This is a genomic window from Paenibacillus baekrokdamisoli, from assembly GCF_003945345.1.
GTDB classification, from domain to species: domain Bacteria; phylum Bacillota; class Bacilli; order Paenibacillales; family Paenibacillaceae; genus Paenibacillus_Z; species Paenibacillus_Z baekrokdamisoli.
This window is the reverse complement of sequence record NZ_AP019308.1, coordinates 2,419,665-2,440,743: the sequence shown is the minus strand read 5'-3', so window position 1 is coordinate 2,440,743 and position 21,079 is coordinate 2,419,665. Positions and strand designations below refer to the sequence as shown.

General features: G+C 43.3%; 26 protein-coding genes. All 26 read left to right on the top strand.

Annotation, left to right across the window (positions count from 1 at the left end):
- Nucleotides 1-64 precede the first annotated feature (64 nt).
- The 26 genes from trmFO (at nt 65) to fliR (ending at nt 21,078) form a co-directional block, all read left to right on the top strand.
- The gene (gene trmFO / locus EKN16_RS10880) at nt 65-1,387 is read left to right on the top strand and encodes an FADH(2)-oxidizing methylenetetrahydrofolate--tRNA-(uracil(54)-C(5))-methyltransferase TrmFO (protein ID WP_125656469.1); all 1,323 of its coding nucleotides are present in this window, start codon (nt 65-67) and stop codon (nt 1,385-1,387) included.
- Nucleotides 1,388-1,486: 99 nt separating this feature from the next.
- Nucleotides 1,487-2,032, top strand: a complete 546-nt coding sequence (hslV, locus tag EKN16_RS10875) for an ATP-dependent protease subunit HslV (protein ID WP_125656466.1) — start codon at nt 1,487-1,489, stop codon at nt 2,030-2,032.
- Between the two features lie 31 nt (nt 2,033-2,063).
- Entirely contained in the window at nt 2,064-3,470 is a 1,407-nt protein-coding gene (gene hslU / locus EKN16_RS10870; protein ID WP_125656464.1) for an ATP-dependent protease ATPase subunit HslU, read from the top strand.
- 31 nt (nt 3,471-3,501) lie between these two features.
- Nucleotides 3,502-4,272 (top strand): GTP-sensing pleiotropic transcriptional regulator CodY, encoded by a 771-nt coding sequence (gene codY, locus EKN16_RS10865; RefSeq protein WP_125656461.1) that lies wholly within the window; start codon nt 3,502-3,504, stop codon nt 4,270-4,272.
- 235 nt (nt 4,273-4,507) lie between these two features.
- A complete protein-coding gene (gene flgB / locus EKN16_RS10860) occupies nt 4,508-4,921 on the top strand; it encodes a flagellar basal body rod protein FlgB (protein ID WP_125666122.1) in 414 nt (137 codons plus the stop codon).
- 2 nt (nt 4,922-4,923) lie between these two features.
- Nucleotides 4,924-5,373, top strand: coding sequence for a flagellar basal body rod protein FlgC (gene flgC, locus EKN16_RS10855; RefSeq protein ID WP_125656458.1), 450 nt, complete (start codon nt 4,924-4,926; stop codon nt 5,371-5,373).
- Between the two features lie 49 nt (nt 5,374-5,422).
- The gene (gene fliE, locus EKN16_RS10850; protein WP_125666120.1) at nt 5,423-5,710 is read left to right on the top strand and encodes a flagellar hook-basal body complex protein FliE; all 288 of its coding nucleotides are present in this window, start codon (nt 5,423-5,425) and stop codon (nt 5,708-5,710) included.
- A 35-nt stretch (nt 5,711-5,745) separates the two neighbouring features.
- Entirely contained in the window at nt 5,746-7,311 is a 1,566-nt protein-coding gene (gene fliF / locus EKN16_RS10845; protein WP_125656456.1) for a flagellar basal-body MS-ring/collar protein FliF, read from the top strand.
- A gap of 11 nt (nt 7,312-7,322) precedes the next feature.
- On the top strand, nt 7,323-8,336 hold the full coding sequence (fliG, locus tag EKN16_RS10840; RefSeq protein ID WP_125656453.1) for a flagellar motor switch protein FliG: 1,014 nt from the start codon (nt 7,323-7,325) through the stop codon (nt 8,334-8,336).
- The gene (locus EKN16_RS10835) at nt 8,329-9,153 is read left to right on the top strand and encodes a FliH/SctL family protein (protein WP_125656450.1); all 825 of its coding nucleotides are present in this window, start codon (nt 8,329-8,331) and stop codon (nt 9,151-9,153) included. The genes fliG and EKN16_RS10835 overlap by 8 nt, the downstream gene beginning before the upstream one ends.
- Nucleotides 9,143-10,468: a flagellar protein export ATPase FliI gene (gene fliI / locus EKN16_RS10830; RefSeq protein WP_125656447.1), complete on the top strand. Its 1,326-nt coding sequence runs from the start codon at nt 9,143-9,145 to the stop codon at nt 10,466-10,468. Before EKN16_RS10835 ends, fliI begins: the two co-directional genes overlap by 11 nt.
- Nucleotides 10,469-10,477: 9 nt before the next feature.
- Nucleotides 10,478-10,924 carry a flagellar export protein FliJ gene (gene fliJ, locus EKN16_RS10825; RefSeq protein ID WP_125656444.1) on the top strand — a complete coding sequence of 149 codons (447 nt, stop codon included), beginning with the start codon at nt 10,478-10,480 and terminating at the stop codon, nt 10,922-10,924.
- Between the two features lie 51 nt (nt 10,925-10,975).
- Nucleotides 10,976-11,884: a MotE family protein gene (locus tag EKN16_RS10820; protein WP_125656441.1), complete on the top strand. Its 909-nt coding sequence runs from the start codon at nt 10,976-10,978 to the stop codon at nt 11,882-11,884.
- A 46-nt stretch (nt 11,885-11,930) separates the two neighbouring features.
- Nucleotides 11,931-13,403, top strand: a complete 1,473-nt coding sequence (locus EKN16_RS10815) for a flagellar hook-length control protein FliK (RefSeq protein ID WP_164522764.1) — start codon at nt 11,931-11,933, stop codon at nt 13,401-13,403.
- Nucleotides 13,404-13,448: 45 nt separating this feature from the next.
- Nucleotides 13,449-13,901: a flagellar hook capping FlgD N-terminal domain-containing protein gene (locus EKN16_RS10810; protein WP_125656435.1), complete on the top strand. Its 453-nt coding sequence runs from the start codon at nt 13,449-13,451 to the stop codon at nt 13,899-13,901.
- Nucleotides 13,894-14,274: a TIGR02530 family flagellar biosynthesis protein gene (locus EKN16_RS10805; protein WP_125656432.1), complete on the top strand. Its 381-nt coding sequence runs from the start codon at nt 13,894-13,896 to the stop codon at nt 14,272-14,274. The genes EKN16_RS10810 and EKN16_RS10805 overlap by 8 nt, the downstream gene beginning before the upstream one ends.
- A gap of 115 nt (nt 14,275-14,389) precedes the next feature.
- Nucleotides 14,390-15,208, top strand: coding sequence for a flagellar basal body rod protein FlgG (gene flgG / locus EKN16_RS10800; protein WP_125656429.1), 819 nt, complete (start codon nt 14,390-14,392; stop codon nt 15,206-15,208).
- 56 nt (nt 15,209-15,264) lie between these two features.
- A complete protein-coding gene (locus EKN16_RS10795) occupies nt 15,265-15,492 on the top strand; it encodes a flagellar FlbD family protein (protein WP_125656426.1) in 228 nt (75 codons plus the stop codon).
- The gene (locus tag EKN16_RS10790; protein ID WP_125656423.1) at nt 15,489-15,971 is read left to right on the top strand and encodes a flagellar basal body-associated FliL family protein; all 483 of its coding nucleotides are present in this window, start codon (nt 15,489-15,491) and stop codon (nt 15,969-15,971) included. Before EKN16_RS10795 ends, EKN16_RS10790 begins: the two co-directional genes overlap by 4 nt.
- A gap of 38 nt (nt 15,972-16,009) precedes the next feature.
- Nucleotides 16,010-17,011 (top strand): flagellar motor switch protein FliM, encoded by a 1,002-nt coding sequence (fliM, locus tag EKN16_RS10785; protein ID WP_125656420.1) that lies wholly within the window; start codon nt 16,010-16,012, stop codon nt 17,009-17,011.
- Nucleotides 17,001-18,224 carry a flagellar motor switch phosphatase FliY gene (fliY, locus tag EKN16_RS10780; RefSeq protein ID WP_125656417.1) on the top strand — a complete coding sequence of 408 codons (1,224 nt, stop codon included), beginning with the start codon at nt 17,001-17,003 and terminating at the stop codon, nt 18,222-18,224. Before fliM ends, fliY begins: the two co-directional genes overlap by 11 nt.
- A 19-nt stretch (nt 18,225-18,243) precedes the next feature.
- Nucleotides 18,244-18,606, top strand: coding sequence for a response regulator (locus EKN16_RS10775; protein WP_125656414.1), 363 nt, complete (start codon nt 18,244-18,246; stop codon nt 18,604-18,606).
- Nucleotides 18,607-18,614: 8 nt separating this feature from the next.
- The gene (locus EKN16_RS10770) at nt 18,615-19,220 is read left to right on the top strand and encodes a flagellar biosynthetic protein FliO (protein ID WP_125656410.1); all 606 of its coding nucleotides are present in this window, start codon (nt 18,615-18,617) and stop codon (nt 19,218-19,220) included.
- Nucleotides 19,217-19,972 (top strand): flagellar type III secretion system pore protein FliP, encoded by a 756-nt coding sequence (gene fliP / locus EKN16_RS10765; protein WP_125656407.1) that lies wholly within the window; start codon nt 19,217-19,219, stop codon nt 19,970-19,972. The genes EKN16_RS10770 and fliP overlap by 4 nt, the downstream gene beginning before the upstream one ends.
- A gap of 24 nt (nt 19,973-19,996) precedes the next feature.
- Nucleotides 19,997-20,266 carry a flagellar biosynthesis protein FliQ gene (gene fliQ / locus EKN16_RS10760; RefSeq protein WP_125656404.1) on the top strand — a complete coding sequence of 90 codons (270 nt, stop codon included), beginning with the start codon at nt 19,997-19,999 and terminating at the stop codon, nt 20,264-20,266.
- 11 nt (nt 20,267-20,277) lie between these two features.
- Nucleotides 20,278-21,078, top strand: a complete 801-nt coding sequence (gene fliR / locus EKN16_RS10755) for a flagellar biosynthetic protein FliR (protein WP_125656401.1) — start codon at nt 20,278-20,280, stop codon at nt 21,076-21,078.
- The last annotated feature ends 1 nt before the right edge of the window (nt 21,079 follow it).

The following is a 21,079-nucleotide window of genomic DNA, read 5'->3' as shown; positions in this document are numbered from 1 at the left end:
CAATTTGTATAGCAAAGGAACTTCAGCCGAAATAACCGGAGCGTTTGAAAGGAAGGTAAGTTCATTGTCAGATTTTAAGCGTGTAACAGTCGTCGGAGCAGGGCTTGCAGGCAGCGAGGCTGCTTGGCAAATCGCATCACAGGGCGTACCTGTTACTTTATACGAAATGAGACCGGAGACCAAAACTCCAGCACATCATACGAACCAATTTGCCGAGCTTGTATGCAGTAATAGTTTAAGAGCGAATGGTTTAGCTAATGCTGTAGGTGTTCTGAAAGAAGAAATGCGAAGAATGAATTCACTTATTCTGGACTGTGCAGATCGTCATGCCGTACCCGCTGGAGGAGCGCTTGCCGTTGATCGTGATGGCTTCTCAGGGAATGTAACGAGTCTTCTGAAAGAACATCCTTTAATTGATGTCCGTTGTGAAGAGATGACGGAGATTCCAACGGATGGTATTGTGCTCATTGCCACAGGTCCTTTAACAGCGCCAAAGCTGTCTGGACAAATTCAAGCTCTTCTGGGCGAAGAGTATTTTTATTTTTATGATGCTGCTGCGCCTATCATTGAGAAAGACTCCATAGATATGAATAAGGTATATCTCGCTTCGCGTTATGACAAAGGAGAAGCTGCTTATTTGAATTGTCCGATGACAGAAGAAGAATTCGAACGATTCCATGAAGCACTTATAACCGCTGAGACCGCTGAAGTGAAAGAATTTGAGAAGGAACAATATTTTGAAGGCTGTATGCCTATTGAAGTGATGGCTAGTCGAGGCAAGCAAACCGTTCTGTTCGGTCCTATGAAGCCTGTAGGGCTCGTCAATCCACACACAGGCAAATTACCCCATGCTGTCGTTCAACTACGCCAGGATAATGCGGCAGGTACTTTATACAACATGGTTGGTTTTCAGACTCATCTCAAGTGGGGAGAGCAAAAAAGGGTTTTATCACTTATTCCTGGTCTTGAGCAGGCTGAATTTGTTCGCTTTGGTGTCATGCATCGGAATACATTTATTAACTCGCCGAGATTGCTTCGTGCAACCTATCAGACAATAAATCGTGATACTTTGTTTTTCGCTGGTCAAATGACCGGTGTAGAAGGATATGTGGAATCTGCTGCTTCTGGATTAATTGCGGGTCTGAATGCTGGGAGATTGGCACGTGGGCTTGAGCCTGTTGTTTTCCCGAATGACACAACGCTCGGCAGTATGGCTAGCTATATTACAACCGCGGATTTCAAACATTTTCAGCCGATGAATGCTAACTTTGGATTAATCCCGCCACTTGGGCAGCGCATGCGCAGCAAGAAGGATAAGAATGATGCTATAGCTAACCGAGCACTCAATCAACTAGCAGCTTTTAAAGAAGAGCAGCTTAACGATTAATAATAAGATTCCTAACTTTAGTTAGTATAAAGGATCAGTAAGTATACATGGCTATCTATATTTTTGATTAGACGGTTAGTTAAAGGAGGCGCAACCCTGATGGAAATGCAGTTTCACGCAACAACGATTTGTGCAGTTCGGCATAATGGCAAAGGAGCAATCGCTGGTGACGGACAGGTGACCTTTGGTAACAGCATGGTTATGAAGCATCAAGCGAAAAAAGTTCGAAGGTTATATCGGGGACAGGTAGTTGCAGGCTTTGCTGGTTCAGTAGCGGATGCGATTTCTTTGTTTGAACGCTTTGAAGGGAAACTGGAAGAGCATCATGGTAATTTGCAGCGTGCTGCGGTAGAGTTAGCAAAAGATTGGCGTTCTGATCGTATTTTGCGTAAGCTCGAAGCAATGATGATTGTTATGGATGCTAACGGTATGCTATTAATTTCTGGCGGCGGAGAGATCATTGAGCCTGACGATGGCATTTTAGCAATCGGATCTGGAGGAACATTTGCTTTGGCGGCAGCCAGGGCTATAAGGCAGCATGCTCCACAGCTAGAAGCAAAGGATATGGTTAGATCAGCTTTGGAAATCGCTGCTGACATTTGTGTTTTCACAAACCGTAATATTATTGTTGAAGAAATCGAGTAGCTTGCAAGAGTAAAAGGTGGAGGGATAATGGATGGCAAACGAAACAATGACACCGAGGCAAATTGTATCGGAGCTTGATAAATATATCATCGGCCAGAAGCAAGCCAAACGATCTGTGGCAGTAGCCCTTCGTAACCGGTATCGCAGGAGTCGTTTGGATGAAGCGCTTCGCGATGAAATTGTACCCAAAAACATTTTGATGATTGGTCCTACGGGTGTCGGTAAGACTGAAATAGCACGAAGACTTGCGAAGCTTGTAAATGCGCCTTTCGTTAAGGTTGAGGCTACGAAATTTACTGAGGTTGGTTATGTCGGGCGTGACGTCGAATCTATGGTCCGGGATCTGGTTGAAACGGCAATTCGTATGGTGAAACTGGAGAAGACAGAGGAAGTGCGTGGAAGAGCTGAAACCTTGGCTAACGAACGTATTGTATCCATGCTTGTTCCTTCGGCTGCAAAAGCAAAGTCTCAGAAGAATCCACTGGAAATGCTATTTGGCGGCAATACAGCGTCCAAGGAGCCACAAGAGGAACCGGAAGAGAGTGCATCCATTCTGGAGCGGCGGAAGCAGATTAAGGAACAGCTTGAAGCTGGCAAGCTTGAGCAGGAGATCATAGAGATCGAAGTGGAGGATTCAAGTCCTTCCATGCTCGATATGCTATCCGGACAAGGGAATGAAAATATGGGCATGGGAATGAACATGCAGGAGCTGTTCGGACAGCTTATGCCTAAACGTTCCAAGAAACGCAAACTCCCCGTGAAGGAAGCACGCAAAGCTCTTATTCAAGAAGAAGCGAATAAGCTGATTGATATGGATGATGTTATAACCGAATCGGTTAGTCGTGCGGAGCAAACAGGTATCATCTTTATCGATGAAATCGATAAAATTGCCAGTCCTTCAAGAGGATCTGGTCCTGATGTGTCGCGCGAAGGTGTTCAGCGTGATATTTTACCGATTGTTGAAGGTTCGACAGTTGTTACTAAATATGGTCCGGTCAAAACAGATTATGTTTTGTTCATTGCGGCAGGTGCCTTTCATATGGCTAAGCCGTCTGATCTTATTCCAGAGCTTCAAGGTCGCTTCCCAATTCGTGTCGAATTAACGAATCTTAGTCTTGAAGATTTTGTTAAAATTTTAACAGAGCCTAAGAACGCATTAACGACGCAATATACAGCTTTACTCGAGACTGAAGGCATTCGAATTGATTTCTCGGAAGAAGCTATTCATGAGCTTGCTTCAATTGCTGCTGACGTGAATAAAAACACGGAAAATATCGGAGCAAGACGCTTACATACTATTTTGGAAAAGCTGCTGGAGGATCTCTCCTTCGAAGCGCCGGAATTGTCATTAGATCAAATGACAATAACGCCAGAGTATGTGCGTGAGAAATTAGGCAACATTGCAAAGAACAAAGATTTAAGTCAATATATCCTGTAAAGGAACGGATTGGAAAGTAGGAGGCAAAGGCATGATTTTACTAGCAAAAACGAGGACGCTCAATCGACTTCTGCAGAGAGCAGCCGGTGGAGCACTCAATTTCCGGGAGATGGCGGAGGTGCTGTGCACAACCATACAAGCGGATGTATTTGTTGTTAGCCGAAAGGGAAAGGTACTGGGCTGCGCAGCATTTAGTCCGTTTCAGCATGAGCAGCTCAGAGCAATGTCGGCAGCTGACTTACGTCTTTCTCAAGATAGCAATGAACGGTTTATGCGAATGCAGGAAACCCTTACTAACGTCACCCCAGATGAGGGAGTTCGTGATGCCTTCTCCATGACGGCTAGCCAAGAGAAAATGACGGTTGTTCCTATTGTAGGCGGAAGAGATCGACTAGGGACTTTAGTCCTACTTCGTAATTCAGAGGCTTTTAATGATGATGATCTCATTCTTGCCGAGTATGGGTCAACTATTGTAGGTATGGAGATATTGAGAGAGCGTGCTGAAGAAATCGAGGTTGAAGCGAGAAGTCGAGCAGTTGTTGCAGTAGCAGTAGGATCTTTATCCTTCAGTGAACTGGAAGCGATTGAACATATTTTTGACGAACTTGATGGAAAAGAAGGTCTTCTGGTTGCATCCAAGATTGCTGATCGCGTTGGTATTACGAGGTCGGTAATTGTGAATGCCCTTCGCAAGCTAGAGAGTGCTGGAGTCATAGAGACACGTTCACTTGGCATGAAAGGTACCTATATCAGAATTCTAAACGAACAGCTGCTTCAAGAGTTAGAAAAAAAGAAAAAGTAAATAATTACAAAAAAATTCACAAAAACAGTTCGTTAATCCAATACTTTAGCCCTATCTTACAAAAAGATAGGGCTTTTTTCTTATTGTAATAAATTAGGAAGTTGAGGAATATTAATCTGTCGGCAATTCGACACAAGTCTCTCATTTTTTTAATAATCTTTTGTCGAAGAAAGAAGGAATGAGAAGAATTCTGTTGAATATTACAAATAACCAACATAGAAAGTGGTGTTCTTCAGTGAATTTGTTAAATGGCTCTGGTTTCAGCAGATTAGAAAGTGCAATAAGTGCTGCAGAAATGAGACAAAGGGTTATCGCTAACAACGTAGCGAATGACGATACACCTAAATTTAAACGTTCTGAAGTATTGTTTGAAGAGTTACTGGAGCAAAGTATGGGGAATGGACAGCAGACTTTAGCAGGTATTCGTACGAATGCCCGCCATATTGCGATTGGCCCGTCCTCAGCATCAATTCCTGACGCAAAGGTCGTTACTGATGAGACAAGTGTTATGAACAATAACGAAAACAATGTCGATATCGATCGAGAAATGTCACTTGCAGCAAAAAACCAACTCAGCTACAACTATTACATTCAACAAGTTAACCATGATATTAAGATGATGCGTGTTGCTATTGAAGGGAGAGGCTAAGTTTGAAGCTTACGAACGGATTTGATGCCAGTGCTTCTGCTTTAACAGCACAAAGATTGCGAATGGATGTTATATCTTCTAACATTGCCAATGCTGAAACTACTAGAGGCTCCTTCGTTAATGGAAGATACGAACCTTACAAAAGAAAGATGGTCGTATTGGAGCCGACTGGTCAGTCTTTTTCTGATGTCTTAAATAGTAAATTAGGCGATACCAATAGTTCCCCGGGAGTAAAAGCGACTAGAATTATGGAGGATTCTACTCCCTCTAAGCTCGTATATAATCCCACTCACCCCGACGCAGATGAGAACGGCTATGTAAAAATGCCTAACGTGGATGTCTTGAAGGAAATGGTAGATATGATTTCTGCATCTCGGTCTTACGAAGCTAACGTAACAGCACTTAATGCAACTAAAGGCATGTTTACAAAAGCGCTCGAAATTGGGAAATAAGCAAGCTAGATAGAAGCCGGAGGGATACCCATTGATTAGTCCAATTTCAATGAACGCTTTACAAACTGTGAAATTAGCAGAACCAACCTCTTTACAAAGTGCGACCCCTGCCGAAATGACCAAAAATTTTGGGGATTTTCTGAAGAATGCACTAGATGGCGTAAGTGCTCAAGAACAGAATGTAAGCAAACTAAATGATCAGTACATACTCGGAAATGTAGACGTTTCGAAAGTTATGATCGCTGCTCAGCAGGCAGAACTTAGTTTGCAGTTAACCTCACAAGTCCGCAATAAAGTAGTTGAAGCTTATCAAGAAATTATGCGGATGCAAATGTAATTGCACTCATATACACACCAGAGTGAGGTGAAATCGTGAACGAGAAATTTGCCCAATATCGAGCGAGAATGACTCAGTATTGGAATGAAATGGGTAAGAAACAAAAATTATGGCTTGGTGGAACAATCGGGGTTTTGATACTTTCCATCATTTTACTTACATACTTATTTTCCAGAACAGATTATGAACTCGCCTTCCAAGATTTGGATAGCACGGACGCTGCAGCAGTTATGAGCTATTTAGATTCCAACAAGATTGCATACGAACTGACCAATGGTGGAAAGAGCATTCTTGTACCAACGGCTGATGCAGCCAAGGTGAAAGTTGAAGCTAGTTCACAAGGGCTTGTTCAAAACGGTTCCATTGGTTTCGAAGCTTTTAACCAAGGGTCATCAATGTTCGGTTCTACTGATCGTGAGTTTGATGTTAAATATCGGAGTGCATTGAATGGTGAAGTTCAACGACTTCTAAATGGTATGCAGGGCGTGCAAAAGTCAAATGTCCTTGTAAACCTGCCACAAGAAAGCGTATTTCTTTCAACGGAAGATAAAGAACAGGCATCAGCCTCCATCATGATTACATTCCGTCCTGGTTATCGACCAACACAAAAAGAAGTCGATGGCTACTACAATCTGGTAAAGACAGCCGTTCCGAAAATGTCCATTGAGAACATTACCATTACCAGTCCTGAAGGTGAACTAACAGCTTCTACGGAGCTTGGCGGAAATGGGATTGGGAACGCAACTGTTATCGAAACGCATTATCAAGTACAGCGCAAATATGAAAATGATTTGCAGCGTAGTATCCAACAGTTCCTTAGTCCGATCGTCGGCGCAGGCAATTTGGTTGTAAATGTAACAAGTTCAATTAATTTTGATAAGAAAAGCTCGGAAGAGAAACTAGTGCGTCCGCTAGAGAATAACAATAACAATGGAATAATTATTAGTAAGCAAGAGGCTTCCAAAACATCAACTGGAGCTAGTGGATCAGGTGGAGTAGCTGGCACTGGCGAGACGGATGTTCCTGGTTATCAAGCAACGAATAGCAATACGGGAACAAGTGAAGACATCAGCAGTACGATTAACTATGAAGTCGATCATATTAACAACATGATAGAGTCTGGACCCTATGTAATCAAAGATTTATCTATTAGTGTAGGAGTTGAGAAGAGTAAGCTAAGCGATGCGGCGAAGACTGACATTAATGCATTCCTTACTTCACTTGTTCGCGCTCAACTTGTTGAATCGGGTCAAGATGTTAATAATGACGTATTAGTAGCCAAAAAAGTTTCAATAATCGGTCAAACCTTTGTTGATGGAACAGGCTCAGCCTCAACCTCCGGCATATCACTTGGCTGGGTAATAGGTCTTGGACTTGCGGCATTAGCTTTGATTGGTGGTCTTGGTTTTGTAGTTATTCGTCGCCGTAAGAAAGCAGCTGCAGCCGTGGAAGAAGGGATTCCAGGTAAAGTTGAATATCCAACGATTGATCTTGATAGTGTTCAAAATGAAAGTCAAGTACGCAAACAGCTTGAAACACTTGCCAAACGTAAACCAGAGGAGTTTGTTAATTTACTCCGTACGTGGCTTGTTGATGAATAGAGGTGGCCTCAGTGGCGAAAGTATCGCAAGGGTTTAGCGGTCGTCAAAAAGCAGCATTATTATTGATTGCACTTGGTCCTGAAGTATCCGCTCAAATCTTTAAACATTTGAGAGAAGAAGAAATTGAACAGCTAACGCTTGAGATCGCCAACGTGCGTAAGGTGGACAGTGCCGACAAGGAATCTATACTTAGCGAGTTTCATCAAATCTGTATTGCGCAAGAATATATTTCTCAAGGCGGTATTGCTTACGCAAGAGAAATTCTGGAGAAAGCACTTGGTGAGCAAAAGGCTTCTGAGGTACTTAATCGTCTTACAGCTACCTTGCAGGTTCGTCCGTTCGACTTTGCTCGTAAGGCTGAAGCAAGTCAAATTCTTAACTTTATCCAGAATGAAAACTCTCAAACGATTGCTTTAGTTCTTTCATACTTACAGGCGGAACAATCCGCACAAATCTTGTCATCACTCCCGCAAGAGAAGCAAGCAGAAGTTGCTCGCCGTGTGGCTTTGATGGACAGCACGTCACCTGAGGTCATTTCGCAGGTAGAACGCATATTAGAACAGAAGCTTTCAGCAACTGTTACTCAAGATTACACCAGTGCGGGTGGTATTGAATCAATTGTTCAAATATTAAATGGTGTTGACCGCGGAACAGAGCGGACAATCCTAGATGCACTCGAGATACAAGATCCTGAATTGGCCGAAGAAATCAAGAAACGGATGTTTGTTTTCGAAGATATCGTCAATGTGGACAATCGCTCCATTCAACGTATTATCCGCGATATCGAGAACGCGGATCTTCAGCTTGCGCTTAAAGTTGCTAGTGAAGAGGTGCGGGAAGCCATATTCCAGAATATGTCCAAGCGTATGGCCGAAACATTCAAAGAAGAAATGGAATATATGGGACCTGTCCGTCTGCGTGATGTCGAGGAAGCTCAGACTCGTATCGTAGCAACGATTCGTAGGCTCGAAGAAGCTGGTGAGATCATTATTGCCCGCGGCGGAGGAGATGACATCATTGTCTAAGTTATTTAAATCTTCCCACGTCGTAGCCGTTGAAGATTTGAAAAAACTTGAATGGTATGACAAGTATACGGTTGCAGCTGTACCTATAGAATCAGAGGAATCATCAGGACCTGATGGTGAAACGATCTCACTTCGTGATCAGATTTTGTCGGATGCAGAATATTTTGCGACTCAACGTATTCAAGAGACCGGACAGCAGATTGAAACGATGTTTGACGAAGCTAAGTTGCAAGTTGAAAGCTGGTGGCAAGAACGTCGAGAGCAAGATGAGCATCAGCTGGAGCAAATTCGAGAAGATGGATTCAAGCTTGGTTTTGAAGAAGGTAAAGCCAGAGCTGAGCTGGAAGTTCACGCTGAATGGGAAGCAATGCTTACGGAAGCCAAAGCGATTTTGGATTCCGCCTATGAGACAAAAGAGCAGATCATCCTAGAAGCTGAGCCATTCCTTGTGGAGCTAAGTGCAGCAATTGCTGAGAAAATCATTAACAAACAACTGAGTGTCGCACCCGAATGGTCGCTAGATATCATTCGCAAATCACTAGAGCGTAGAAGAGAACAAGGAGTTATTACACTCTGTGTATCACCCAAGCAGCTTACGTTCGTACAAGCGGCTCGTGAAGAGCTGAGCCTGGCTATTGATTCACAAGCTGAGCTGCAAATCGTGCCCGATGTGACCGTTAAGGAGTTCGGTTGTGTCATACGTTCCACTTTTGGCAGTATCGATGCCCGAATAGATACTCAGCTAGCTGAGATTAAGCGTGAGCTGATTGGACTTGCCCTACATGCCGATGAGCGAGGAAATGCCGATGAAAGCTAGTAAGCTGGATGCATCCAAATATATCGAGCATATGAAGCCAATCGATCCGGTCCGTGTTAATGGTAAGGTCACACAGGTTATCGGTCTCACAGTTGAATCGGAAGGACCAGATGCTAGCATTGGCGATCTTTGTTACATCTATCCTGTGAAATCTTCAAAGCCTCTTAAAGCAGAGGTTGTTGGATTTCGCAACAATAAAGTAATTCTTATGCCACTTGGTGATCTGCATGCAATTGGACCGGGTTGTGATGTAGTCGGTACAGGTAAACCGCTTACGATTCAAGTAGGGTCGGAATTGTTAGGCAGAGTACTCGATGGGCTTGGACAGCCGCTTGATGGCTCGCATATTTCTAGCAGGATGCCGCACTATTCAACACATAATCAGCCTAGTAATCCGCTAATGAGACCACGAGTGACAGAGCCGCTTAGTATTGGAGTTCGTGCGATTGATGGCTTGCTCACGGTAGGTCAAGGACAACGGGTTGGTATCTTTGCGGGTTCTGGTGTTGGTAAAAGTACCCTTCTTGGGATGGTTGCTAGAAATACCTCAGCGGATGTTAACGTCATCGCATTAATTGGAGAACGTGGCCGTGAGGTACTAGAATTTATCGAGAAAGATCTTGGGCCAGAAGGACTCGCACGTTCGGTAGTTATTGTAGCAACTTCTGATCAACCGGCACTGATTCGCATCAAAGGTGCATTAATTGCCACAACGATAGCAGAATATTTTCGAGATCGCGGCCTTAATGTAATGCTTATGATGGATTCAGTAACCCGTTATGCAATGGCAATGCGTGAGGTAGGACTTGCGATAGGCGAACCACCAGCAACTCGTGGATATACACCTTCTGTTTTCGCAAACTTGCCCAAGCTGCTAGAGCGAGCGGGTACGGGGCCAAGAGGCTCAATTACCGCTTTCTACACGGTCTTGGTAGATGGCGATGATATGAATGAGCCAATCGCTGATGCCGTCCGAGGCATACTAGATGGTCATATTGTTCTCAGTCGTGACTTAGCGCAGCAAGGTCATTTTCCGGCAATAGACATACTAGCCTCGGTAAGTCGTGTAATGAAAGAAATTATTTCTGAAGAACAGCAGGATGCCGCTAATGAACTGAAGCGTCTGCTAGCTATTTATAAAAGTTCGGAAGATCTGATTAATATTGGGGCGTACCAACGGGGTTCAAATGCAGAAATTGATAAATCTTTAGATGCAATCGAACAGATTCGTGCCTTCACTCGTCAAAAAACGTCGGAGAAGGTTGATTATCAGGAAGCACAGGAAAGGCTCGTCATCGATTTTTACAGGAGATGATATAACTAGATGTCCAAATTTCGTTATGGCTATCAAAAAATCGTTGATTTGAAGACGAGCGAAACAAAACAAGCAGAATGGCTGCTCTCGACATCGGTAGGAAAGCTTCAGTCAGAAGAAGCGTTATTGGAAAAGCTTTTTCAAGAACGAACATCATGGAGTGAACGGCTGCAAGATGCATCGAGCTCGGCGATCTCGCTCTCAGAGCTAGTCGTCATCCAAGAGTACGTCGATTATTTAGATATTTGCATCTCTCGCAAACATATTGATGTCAAGCAAGCTCAAAGAGAAGTAGAGAGTAGTCGGTCTTTCTTATCCGTTAAGATGAAGGATGAGAAGGTTTGGCAAAAGTCAAAGGAACATGCGTTTGATCGCTTTCGTGCTGTCATGCAGGTAAAGGAACAAAACGAGCTGGATGAAATAGCAACGGCCCGTTTCATGTTCTCGGCCCAATAACAGAAGAAGAGCATGACGAATCGGGCGTGAATGCCCGAGGGAGGGATGAAAATGGCTGACTTGGAAATGGAAAAGCAAGGCTACAGTGGTTTTGAGAGGTTCATGTTTTTCGTTACACCAATTTTGTTCACACTCGTTCTGCTAGGTGTATTAGTTACTCTTTTCAATTTGGATCTGAGAAACAAAGCGCTAGAAATAGGAAGTAAAATTCCATTTCTCAGCAGTGTGCTGCCAAGCCCGACCGTTGATGATGGGCAAAGTGCTCAGAACGTGGAAAAACTGAAAGAAACGAACACTTCAGCGAAAATTAATGAGTTGAAAACGCAGCTCGCTTCAAAGGAAGCTGACCTTACGAGAGCAACGAATGACAAAACAAAGCAAGATCAACAAATTAAAGATCTTCAGGGTCAAGTAGATCAGCTTAAGCGAGTGAATAGTGAGAAGTCACTAACAGATGAGCAATATCAAGCGAAGATTGGCGAAATGGCCAGTATGTATGGTCAAATTAATCCAGGTAAAGCAGCCCCTATTCTAGAAAGCATGGAGATGGCAGAGGCTGTACTCGTGCTAAACGCAATGAGTCCTGATTCTCGGGTTAAAATTCTGGAAAAGATGACGCCTAAGAAAGCTGCCGATGCTACCATCATGCTCAAAGATGTAACATCCGCCAAGGATCAAGAAATAGCTGCGCTGCAAGCTCGCATTAAGAAACAGGATGCTGCGAGTACGCAAGGAGCAACGATACTTGATAAGACACAACTGAAGGCTACCTTCTCTAGTATGGCTCCCAAGAGCGCAGGTGAATTATTATTGAAAATGGCTGATGTAAGTCCAAGTAAAGTATTGCGTATCTTAAACGCAGTTGATGATGCTTCAAGATCAAAAATCATTGCTGAGATGTCCACACAGAATAAGGCAGTCACTGCACAGCTTGTTTCAAAATTAATGGCCGGCAAGTAACAGGCATTCATTGCTTATGATCCTCAATAGAAGGGAGGTGAAAAGTATGCAAATGTCCATTTCTCAAACAGCAACAAATACGACGCAAGCAGCAACGAGCAGCTCGGGAACTAAGGGATCGGATGCTAATAATTTTGTCCAAACGTTAGTGCAGACGATAAACGGCGCTGCAGCAGGTACCGATCAATCAAATGTCCAGATCGAAGCGACGTCAGTTCCAGCAGCTGCGACTGCACTTCAATCCTTGCTAGGCAATAATCTATCAGCGACGGATCTGTTATCGGTGATTGAACAGCTGCTTAGTAAGTTGGGAGCGAATGACGAGCAGAATGGAGAAACCAAAGCTTCTGAAAGTGATCTCACTGATGCGCTGAAGCAGCTGGATGATTTACTTGCTCTACTTGGTGGAATGCCGCTCATTCCTATAACAAATCAACCTGATGTGAATAAAGATGCAAATACAGATTTAACAACTGGTGGAGCTTTAGACGGTGATGCTGGTTCCGTTGCCAATGCCGTCACAAATGTGACCGAGCAGCAAGCAGCGTTATTGGCTTCAATCAACGCTCAAGTATCACAGGTTAAAACATCTGTTGAGGCAAGTTCAAATCCGGAGAACATTGTTGTGTTGAAAGCGGATTTGCAAGAGGCGCTTAAGGATCTGCGGTCTTTCTTGCAGCAAGGGAAAAACAGCTTATCGAATCGTGATCAATTATCGTTGATTGGTAAACAACTCTCTTCCATTCAGCAGTTATTGGAGAGTGTGAAACCAGAGACTCCTGTCCTAGTAAACGTGCCGAGCAGTAATGTTACAGATGTGCTGAGAACACTACAGACTGCTTCCGCGACGAATACACATCTTAATCGGATGGCGAATCAGCTGATGCATGTCGGACTGCTAGCTGTTGTTCCTTCTCAAGAAGAACAATCCTTATCAGGCGAACAAACTCTGCAGGCAGTCAATGGTGAAGCATTACAAGCTGTTAACGGTAACCAAGAACTTCTGCGTCAAATTCAGAACACGGTAAAGCCTACCTTGCAGCAACCTGTTCCGGTTCAAGAATTTGCTGAAACGGTTCAAGGTTTGGTCGTGAAACAGTTTAGTGTCACGAAGAGTAATGGCGTTTCAGAAGCACGTATTATGTTATATCCGGAGCATCTTGGTCAGGTTGATGTTCGAATTTCGGTCATTAATGGTCTGTTAACGGCTCATTTTCAAACGGATACTGTGGCTGCAAAGGATATGCTGGAAAACCAAATGGCGCAGCTACGTTCGGCGCTTCAATCCCAAGGCTTACAGGTTGACAAGCTAGAGGTTTCGCAAGCTGCACAGCAGTCTAACCTATTCCAAGACCGACAAGGTCAAAGTGGAAAAGACCAGCAAGCATCCAAACGAAACAAGTCGAATGATGATTCTATCGGTGAGATCAATTTCAGCACAGATTTGGAAGAAATCAAAGTCGAACAGGCAGTTGACCGTGACATGGGACTCGGAAGAGGAATTCACACAACAGCATAAGAGCTCTTTTCTATCATTTGCTCTTAGAACGGAGGTGAAGCGAAAATGTCAGGAGATAGCGTCTCAACACGTAATGTATGGCCTAATTACGATTCTAGTAATGTTCAAACGGCAGCTAAGACAAAGTCACAAACGCTTGGTAAAGATGAATTTCTGCGCATTCTTGTAACTCAGCTTAAGAATCAAGATCCGATGCAGCCTTTGCAGGATAAAGATTTTATCGCTCAGATGGCTCAATTCTCGTCCGTTGAACAACTCATGAACATGGGTGAACAAATGACGAAATTCAATCAAAATCTGGGTACAGCATCTAGTATGATCGGTAAAGAAGTATCGTGGAACGAATATGCTCAAACGGGAGAGTTACTTCCAGTATCCGGAAAAGTGGATTCTATCGTCATTAAAGATGGCATTCAGTATGCAAGAGTCGGTGATAAGAATATCAGTCTAGATAAAATCTTATCGATCGCCGAAGGCGGTGCCTCTACTAATGGATGATCGAATCACAATTGGGCAACTTCGGCTTAACGGAGTCAACACAGCACAATCTCGTAAAACCATTCATTCAGAAAGTAAGAGCGGTGTAGAGTCCTTTAAAGAGGTACTGGACCGTAATGTCTTAAATTTCAGTCATCATGCTGAGGTTCGAATGAAGCAACGTGGAATCACATTGAAACCGGAAATCTTAACGAAGATAGGAAATGCCATTGACGACGCAGCTGCTAAAGGTGCGAAAGACTCGCTGATTCTTTATCGAGATATTGCGATGATTGTTAATGTGCCAAGCCGAACGGTCGTTACAGCATTAGATGGAAATTCATTAAAAGGTAATGTATTTACACAAATTGATAGTGCAGTTATTGTTTCTTAATTCGGCTGGACCTCATTAGGAAGCCGACAAGCCGTGGAGCGACTGAAGCGGCTTAAGCGAATCAGGTAGAACCACATTTAAACCGAAAAAAAACTTTTAGGAGGCTAACAATCGGATGTTAAGATCAATGTACTCTGGTGTTTCTGGTATGCGTGGATTTCAGACGAAGCTTGATGTTATCGGTAATAACATTGCTAATGTGAATACAGTTGGATTTAAAGCAGGCCGTGTCATGTTTAAAGACATTCTTAGCCAATCCGTATCTGGTGTCACTCGTCCTGAGGATGGTGCAACTGGCGGTGTGAACGCAAAGCAAATCGGTCTGGGTGTTGCTGTAGCTGCAATTGACACCATACATACTCCAGGTAGCGCAATGACTACCAACGTTCCTACTGATCTTCGTATCGATGGCGATGGATTCTTCGTAGTTTCGCCTGACGATGGTACAAGTAAATACCTGACTCGTGCAGGTAATTTCGGTGTGGACGCACTTGGTCAATTAGTGAATGGCGATGGCATGTTCGTTCTTGATTCTGGCGGTGCACCAATTAAGCTAGATCCAGCTGAGGTAAAAGCATTCTCAATTTCATCAGATGGTTCCATCATCGGCGTTAATGCGGATGGTACTACGCAAACGTATGGTCAACTTGGCGTGGTAAAGGTCGTCAATCCTGGTGGTCTTGAGAAGGTTGGAGGCAACTTATACAAGATGACTCAAAATGCGAATCCTGATGGTGCAATTGAAATTACGACTCCAGGAAATGCAGAATCCGGTACAGGTGCAATTGTTGCTGGGCAGCTTGAAATGTCTAATGTTGATTTGACATCGGAGTTTACGGAAATGATCGTGGCACAACGCGGTTTCCAAGCTAATTCTCGTATCATTACGACATCAGATGAAATTCTGCAAGAGGTTGTTAATCTAAAACGATAGGTAAATAGCCGCAAGGGAGGTATTGAAGCCTCCCTTACAGGTTAAGGAGGAAGCTCATGATTGCTGTAACGCGTTTGAACAAGTCTCTCTTTTATATCAACGCGCTGCTTATCGAAACGATTGAAGAGACGCCTGATACGCTAATCACGCTTACAACGGGTAAAAAAATGCTGGTGTTGGAAAAAGCAACTGACGTTATTTCCTCCGCGCAGTCTTATCTTCGCTCAATTGGCGTCTATACGGCTACTTTAAAGAGTGAGCAAAAGGAGGAACCTTCGACATGAAAAAGATGTTACCCTGGTTAATCACAGTATTATTAGCAATCACTCTAATAGCCATTGTAGCTGTAATTTTGTATAACACGCTAATGGGCGGGGATAAGCCAAAAGACGATGCAGGTAAAGCAGCGAGTGCCGCAGAAGCCGTTACAGCTGAAAAGCTATCCGCAGATGACCGTGTGAAAGTGACTAGTGAGATAACTGGCATCAAAACTAATCTTGCAGATCCTGATTATATCGCCGTAATGGGACTTGCCTTTCAGCTTGATAGCAAATCTACAAAAGAAGATTTTGAAAAAGTCAAAGAGATTCAAATCAAACCAATCATTCTCCGTACACTTTCCGATTTCAAGCCAGAAGAAATTAATGGATCGCAAGGTAAAGACAAGCTATGTTCCAAACTGCTTAATTTAATAAATGCTGAACTTCCTGATGGCAAACTTATTAATGTGGCAATTACAGATATCATAGTAACGAAGATATAGTTATGAAATACTGCATTCCTTCGAAGGGGGTGAGATAATTGGTTGATGTTTTGTCGCAGAACGAGATTGATGCGTTGCTGTCTGCTTTATCATCCGGTGAAATGGATGCAGAAGAACTGAAAAAGGAAGATACGCAGAAGAAAATTCGTTTGTACGAATTCAAACGTGCGGTTCGTTTCTCGAAGGATCATATTCGGAGCTTGACTCGGATACACGAAAACTTCGCGCGATATTTGACAACCTATTTCTCAGCGCAGCTTCGCACCTTTGTTCAGATTAATGTCGTACAGGTGGAACAGCTGCCTTACGATGAATTTATTCGATCCATTCCGAAAATGACCATTCTCAACATCTTTGAGGCCGAGCCATTAGAAGGTCGAATGGTACTCGAGGTCCATCCGAATGTTGCCTATGCGATGCTTGATCGTATGCTTGGTGGTCAGGGAACGGCACCTTCCAAAATCAATGCTCTGACTGAGATAGAGACAATCATCATGGAACGTATTTTCAGTCGCGCATTCGAGAGCTTGCAGGAAGCGTGGAAACAAATAATCGATATTTCTCCAAGAATGGAAGCGCTAGAAACTAATCCGCAATTTATGCAGATTGTTTCGCCAAACGAAACGATCGCATTGATTTCGCTTAGTACCAAGATTGGTGAAACTACAGGGATGATTAATTTATGTATCCCTCACGTCGTTATTGAGCCGATTATGCCTAGATTATCGGTGCATCATTGGTTCGTATCTCAGAAGAAGACTAGAGCACCTGAAGAACTTGAAGTACTAAAGCAGCGTGTTAGTAAAGCAAAGCTCTCGATCGTCTGCGAACTTGGTCAATCCAGTATTTCGATTCGCGAATTTCTGGGTTTGGCAATCGGCGATGTTATCTCATTAAATAAACCGATCGATCAGGGGCTGGATATCAAAGTCGGGGATAAACTCAAATTCATAGGAACCGCAGGTTCAATTAAAGAAAAATTAGCCGTTCAAATTGACGAGGTTGTCAGCGAAGGAGTGGAAGAAGACTATGACGAGTAAAGATTACTTATCTCAAGAAGAAATCGATGCCCTGCTGCGTCAGTCTTCTGATGAGCCGGATATGCCGGAACCAGTAGGACAGCAGCAAGAATTGGTGCAATATCTGGATGAGATGGAGCAGAGTGCTCTCGGTGAAATCGGTAATATTACCTTTGGTAGTGCAGCCACTGCATTATCGACTTTATTAGGTAAGAAAGTAGACATTACAACTCCTACAGTCTCATTAATTAAACGTAGTGAGCTTGAAGTAGAATTTCCGAGACCGCATGTCGCTGTTTCTGTTCAATATGTAGATGGCTTTCAAGGAATTAATTCACTCGTCATCAAGACGAAGGATGCTCAAATTATTGCTGATTTGATGCTTGGCGGTGAAGGCGTCGTATCGAATGAAGAGCTGAATGAGATTCATATCAGCGCGGTTCAAGAAGCGATGAATCAGATGATGGGATCCTCAGCGACCTCGATGTCGACGATATTCAATCGTTTCGTTAACATTTCTCCACCAGGCATCGATATTTTGAATGTTTCAAATGGAGAGGGTATTGAAAACCTGCCTCCGGATGATATGTTCATCAAAATCGCGTTTCGATTAATGATTGGCGATTTGATCGATTCTACGATCATGCAACTGCTTCCGATCGCTTTTGCAAAAGAAATGGTAGTCACTCTTATGGGAGGCAACACTGCATCCGAGCCTGTCCAGCAGACAAGTACCCCAGCACCACAGCCAGTTGTACAGGAGGCTGTACAATCACCTGCAGCACCGGTTCCGACTTATGTGGCGCCACCGGCAGCTCAGATGCCGCCTGCAATACCACAAGGTGTGTCTCAGCAATACGCTGCAGCAGCGAATAATGGTCCTCAAACTTACGGTGGTCTTCCAAATCGTAATGTGAACGTGCAACCCGTTCAGTTTGCAAACTTTCAAGGAGCTCCATTTATACAGCCTGATGAATCAAACCTGAATTTATTACTCGACATTCCACTTAAGGTCACAGTAGAATTAGGAAGAACTCAGAAACAAATCAAGGATATTCTTGAGTTGTCTCAAGGTTCCATTATTGAGCTGGACAAGCTGGCAGGAGAGCCTGTCGATATCTTAGTTAATAACAAGCTAATCGCAAAAGGCGAGGTTGTCGTTATTGATGAGAATTTCGGTGTGCGTGTAACTGACATTGTTAGCCAGTGGGACCGTATACAAAAATTACAATAGCATCTTAGGGGGAAAAACGATGGCAAATCGAATTTTAATCGTTGACGACGCGGCTTTCATGAGAATGATGATACGCGACATTTTAACAAAAAATGGATACGAAGTTGTGGGAGAAGCGCCAGACGGCGCGCAAGCAATAGAGAAGTACAAGGAACTTAAACCGGATTTAATTACAATGGATATCACGATGCCTGAAATGGACGGTATCGTAGCACTAAAAGAAATCAAAAAACTAGATGCAAACGCAAAAGTTATCATGTGTTCAGCTATGGGTCAGCAAGCCATGGTAATTGATGCGATTCAAGCGGGTGCAAAGGACTTTATTGTTAAACCATTCCAAGCTGATCGTGTAATTGAAGCGATTAAGAAAACGCTCGGATAGATACCGTTATGAAACAAAGGAATAGATTCCGGCTTGCGGGACTTGCTTTTGTCGGTTCACTCCTAACAAGTAATGAGGTTCATGCAGCGGCTGTTGATGAAAAACCTGACTTTGGTCCAGGAGCCGGTTACTTGATATGGGTCATCGTCGCACTCATGCTGGTCATTGGCCTTATCATACTTGTTATTAAGTGGCTTTCTCAGCGTAATCGGGGATGGGGAACCAATCGTGCTTTGCGCTCGTTGGGTGGTATTCCACTTGGTCAGAATAAGTCGCTGCAAGTCGTTGAATTATCCGGGCGTGTATACATAGTCGGGGTTGGCGAAAACATTACCCTTCTCGACAAAATTGATGAACCAGAAGCCGCGCTTGCAATAATGGATGCGATAGAGCAACAAAATGGCCGTACTTGGAATAAGTCTTCTTTGACTGACTTCTTCGACCGCTTCCGCAATCGGAAATCGGGTAATGAGCCGACCAATGAGCCTTGGCAAGCAGCAACCTCTTTTCAAGAGATGCTAAAGGACAAGATGAAGCTGCAATCGGATCAGAAACAGAAGGCTCTAGATCTGCTCAAAGAGCAAAATCATAACGATCGGTTGTTGGATGAATGAATAAAAAACTTGTACTGTCACTATTAGCATTCCAATTGCTTGGGTTATTGTTTCACTCGCATGCATTTGCTGCTGATCCGCTGCCTAATGTGAGTGTTAACATTGGGGACGGAACGGAACAACCAGGAACAAGTGCGCTCTCACTCATACTCCTGATTACGGTACTGAGTGTAGCGCCCGGAATCCTTGTACTGATGACAAGCTTTACACGTATTGTTATCGTACTCGGATTTGTTCGTACTTCCCTTGGTACACAGCAAATGCCTCCTAACCAAGTTTTGATTGGCCTTGCGATGTTTCTAACCTTTTTCATTATGGCACCAACTCTCAGCCAAGTGAATACGGTCGCACTTCAGCCTTATTTAAAGGGTGAATTGACTCAGACACAGGCGTTAACTAAAGCAGCCGAACCAATGAAAAAGTTTATGTTCAACCAAACACGTCAGAAGGATTTGCTTCTCTTTATGGAATACACTAAAACTGAGAAGCCCAAAACCTATAAAGATATTCCAATTACGGTTATGGTCCCGGCGTATGCATTAAGCGAGCTTCGAACTTCATTTCAGATGGGCTTCATGATATTTATTCCATTCCTTATCATCGATATGGTAGTGGCCAGTACACTTATGGCAATGGGGATGATGATGCTCCCTCCCGTAATGATTTCTCTACCTTTCAAAATATTATTGTTCGTCCTTGTTGATGGCTGGTATTTGATCATTAAATCCTTGTTATTAAGTTTCAACACGTAGGGCCTGACAGGAAGGAGTGCAAGTGTGGATTCAGACTTCATCATTGCCTTGGCTGGGCAGGCCGTCTATACGGTACTAAAGGCTAGTGCACCAATGCTTGTGCTTGGCCTTGTTGTTGGGCTTATCGTGAGTATCTTCCAAGCGACTACTCAGATTCAAGAGCAGACATTAGCGTTTGTTCCCAAAATTGTAGCAGTTATGGTTAGCATTTTATTGTTTGGACCTTGGATCTTGAACACGCTGGTCGATTTCACCTACAACCTGCTGAATAACTTGTATAAATACATCGGATAGGCTGTGAATCGATGGAGCTGTTTTTGAAAGGGTTCCCTATTTTTTTACTTATTTTTTGTCGAATAACCGCTTTTTTTGTTGTCGCACCTGTCTTTTCGACTCGAACGGTGCCGAAAACATTCAAAATAGGGTTCAGTTTTGTAATATCGTTACTTGTCTTTCTGACCTATGGACTTAAACAAACGATAGTTCCTGACGCCACTTTCATATTAGCAATTTTTCGTGAAATTCTAGCAGGTGTTCTACTCGGGTATGTAGCTTATTTATTTTTTACAGTTGTTCAAACTGCGGGTGGCTTTATTGATTTACAAATGGGTTTCGGGATGGCTAACATTATTGATCCGATGTCGGGTATTTCATCGCCGATGATTGGTAATTTCAAATTCATGGTTGCTACACTCATCTTTCTTTCTATTAATGGTCATCATTACTTGCTATTAGCTTTACTTCATAGCTATGAATGGATTCCATTATCAAATGCGTTGTTTGATCGTATTTATGAAGGAAGCCTATCTACTTTTCTTGTACATACATTCGCTGAAACCTTTATGCTGGCTCTTCAGATGTCTGCTCCCTTAGTAGCTGCCATGTTCTTAACTGACGTTGGATTGGGGTTCCTTGCTAGAACTGCGCCTCAATATAACGTGTTCGTAATTGGTATACCAATCAAAATTATTGTTGGCCTTCTATTGCTGACTTTAATCATGCCAGGTCTTGTTGCTCTCTTCGAGCATTTGTTTTCGCAGATGTTTAGTGCGATGGAAAAACTGCTCGGCATTATACAAGGTCCTGTAACTAAGGCAGGAGGCTGAG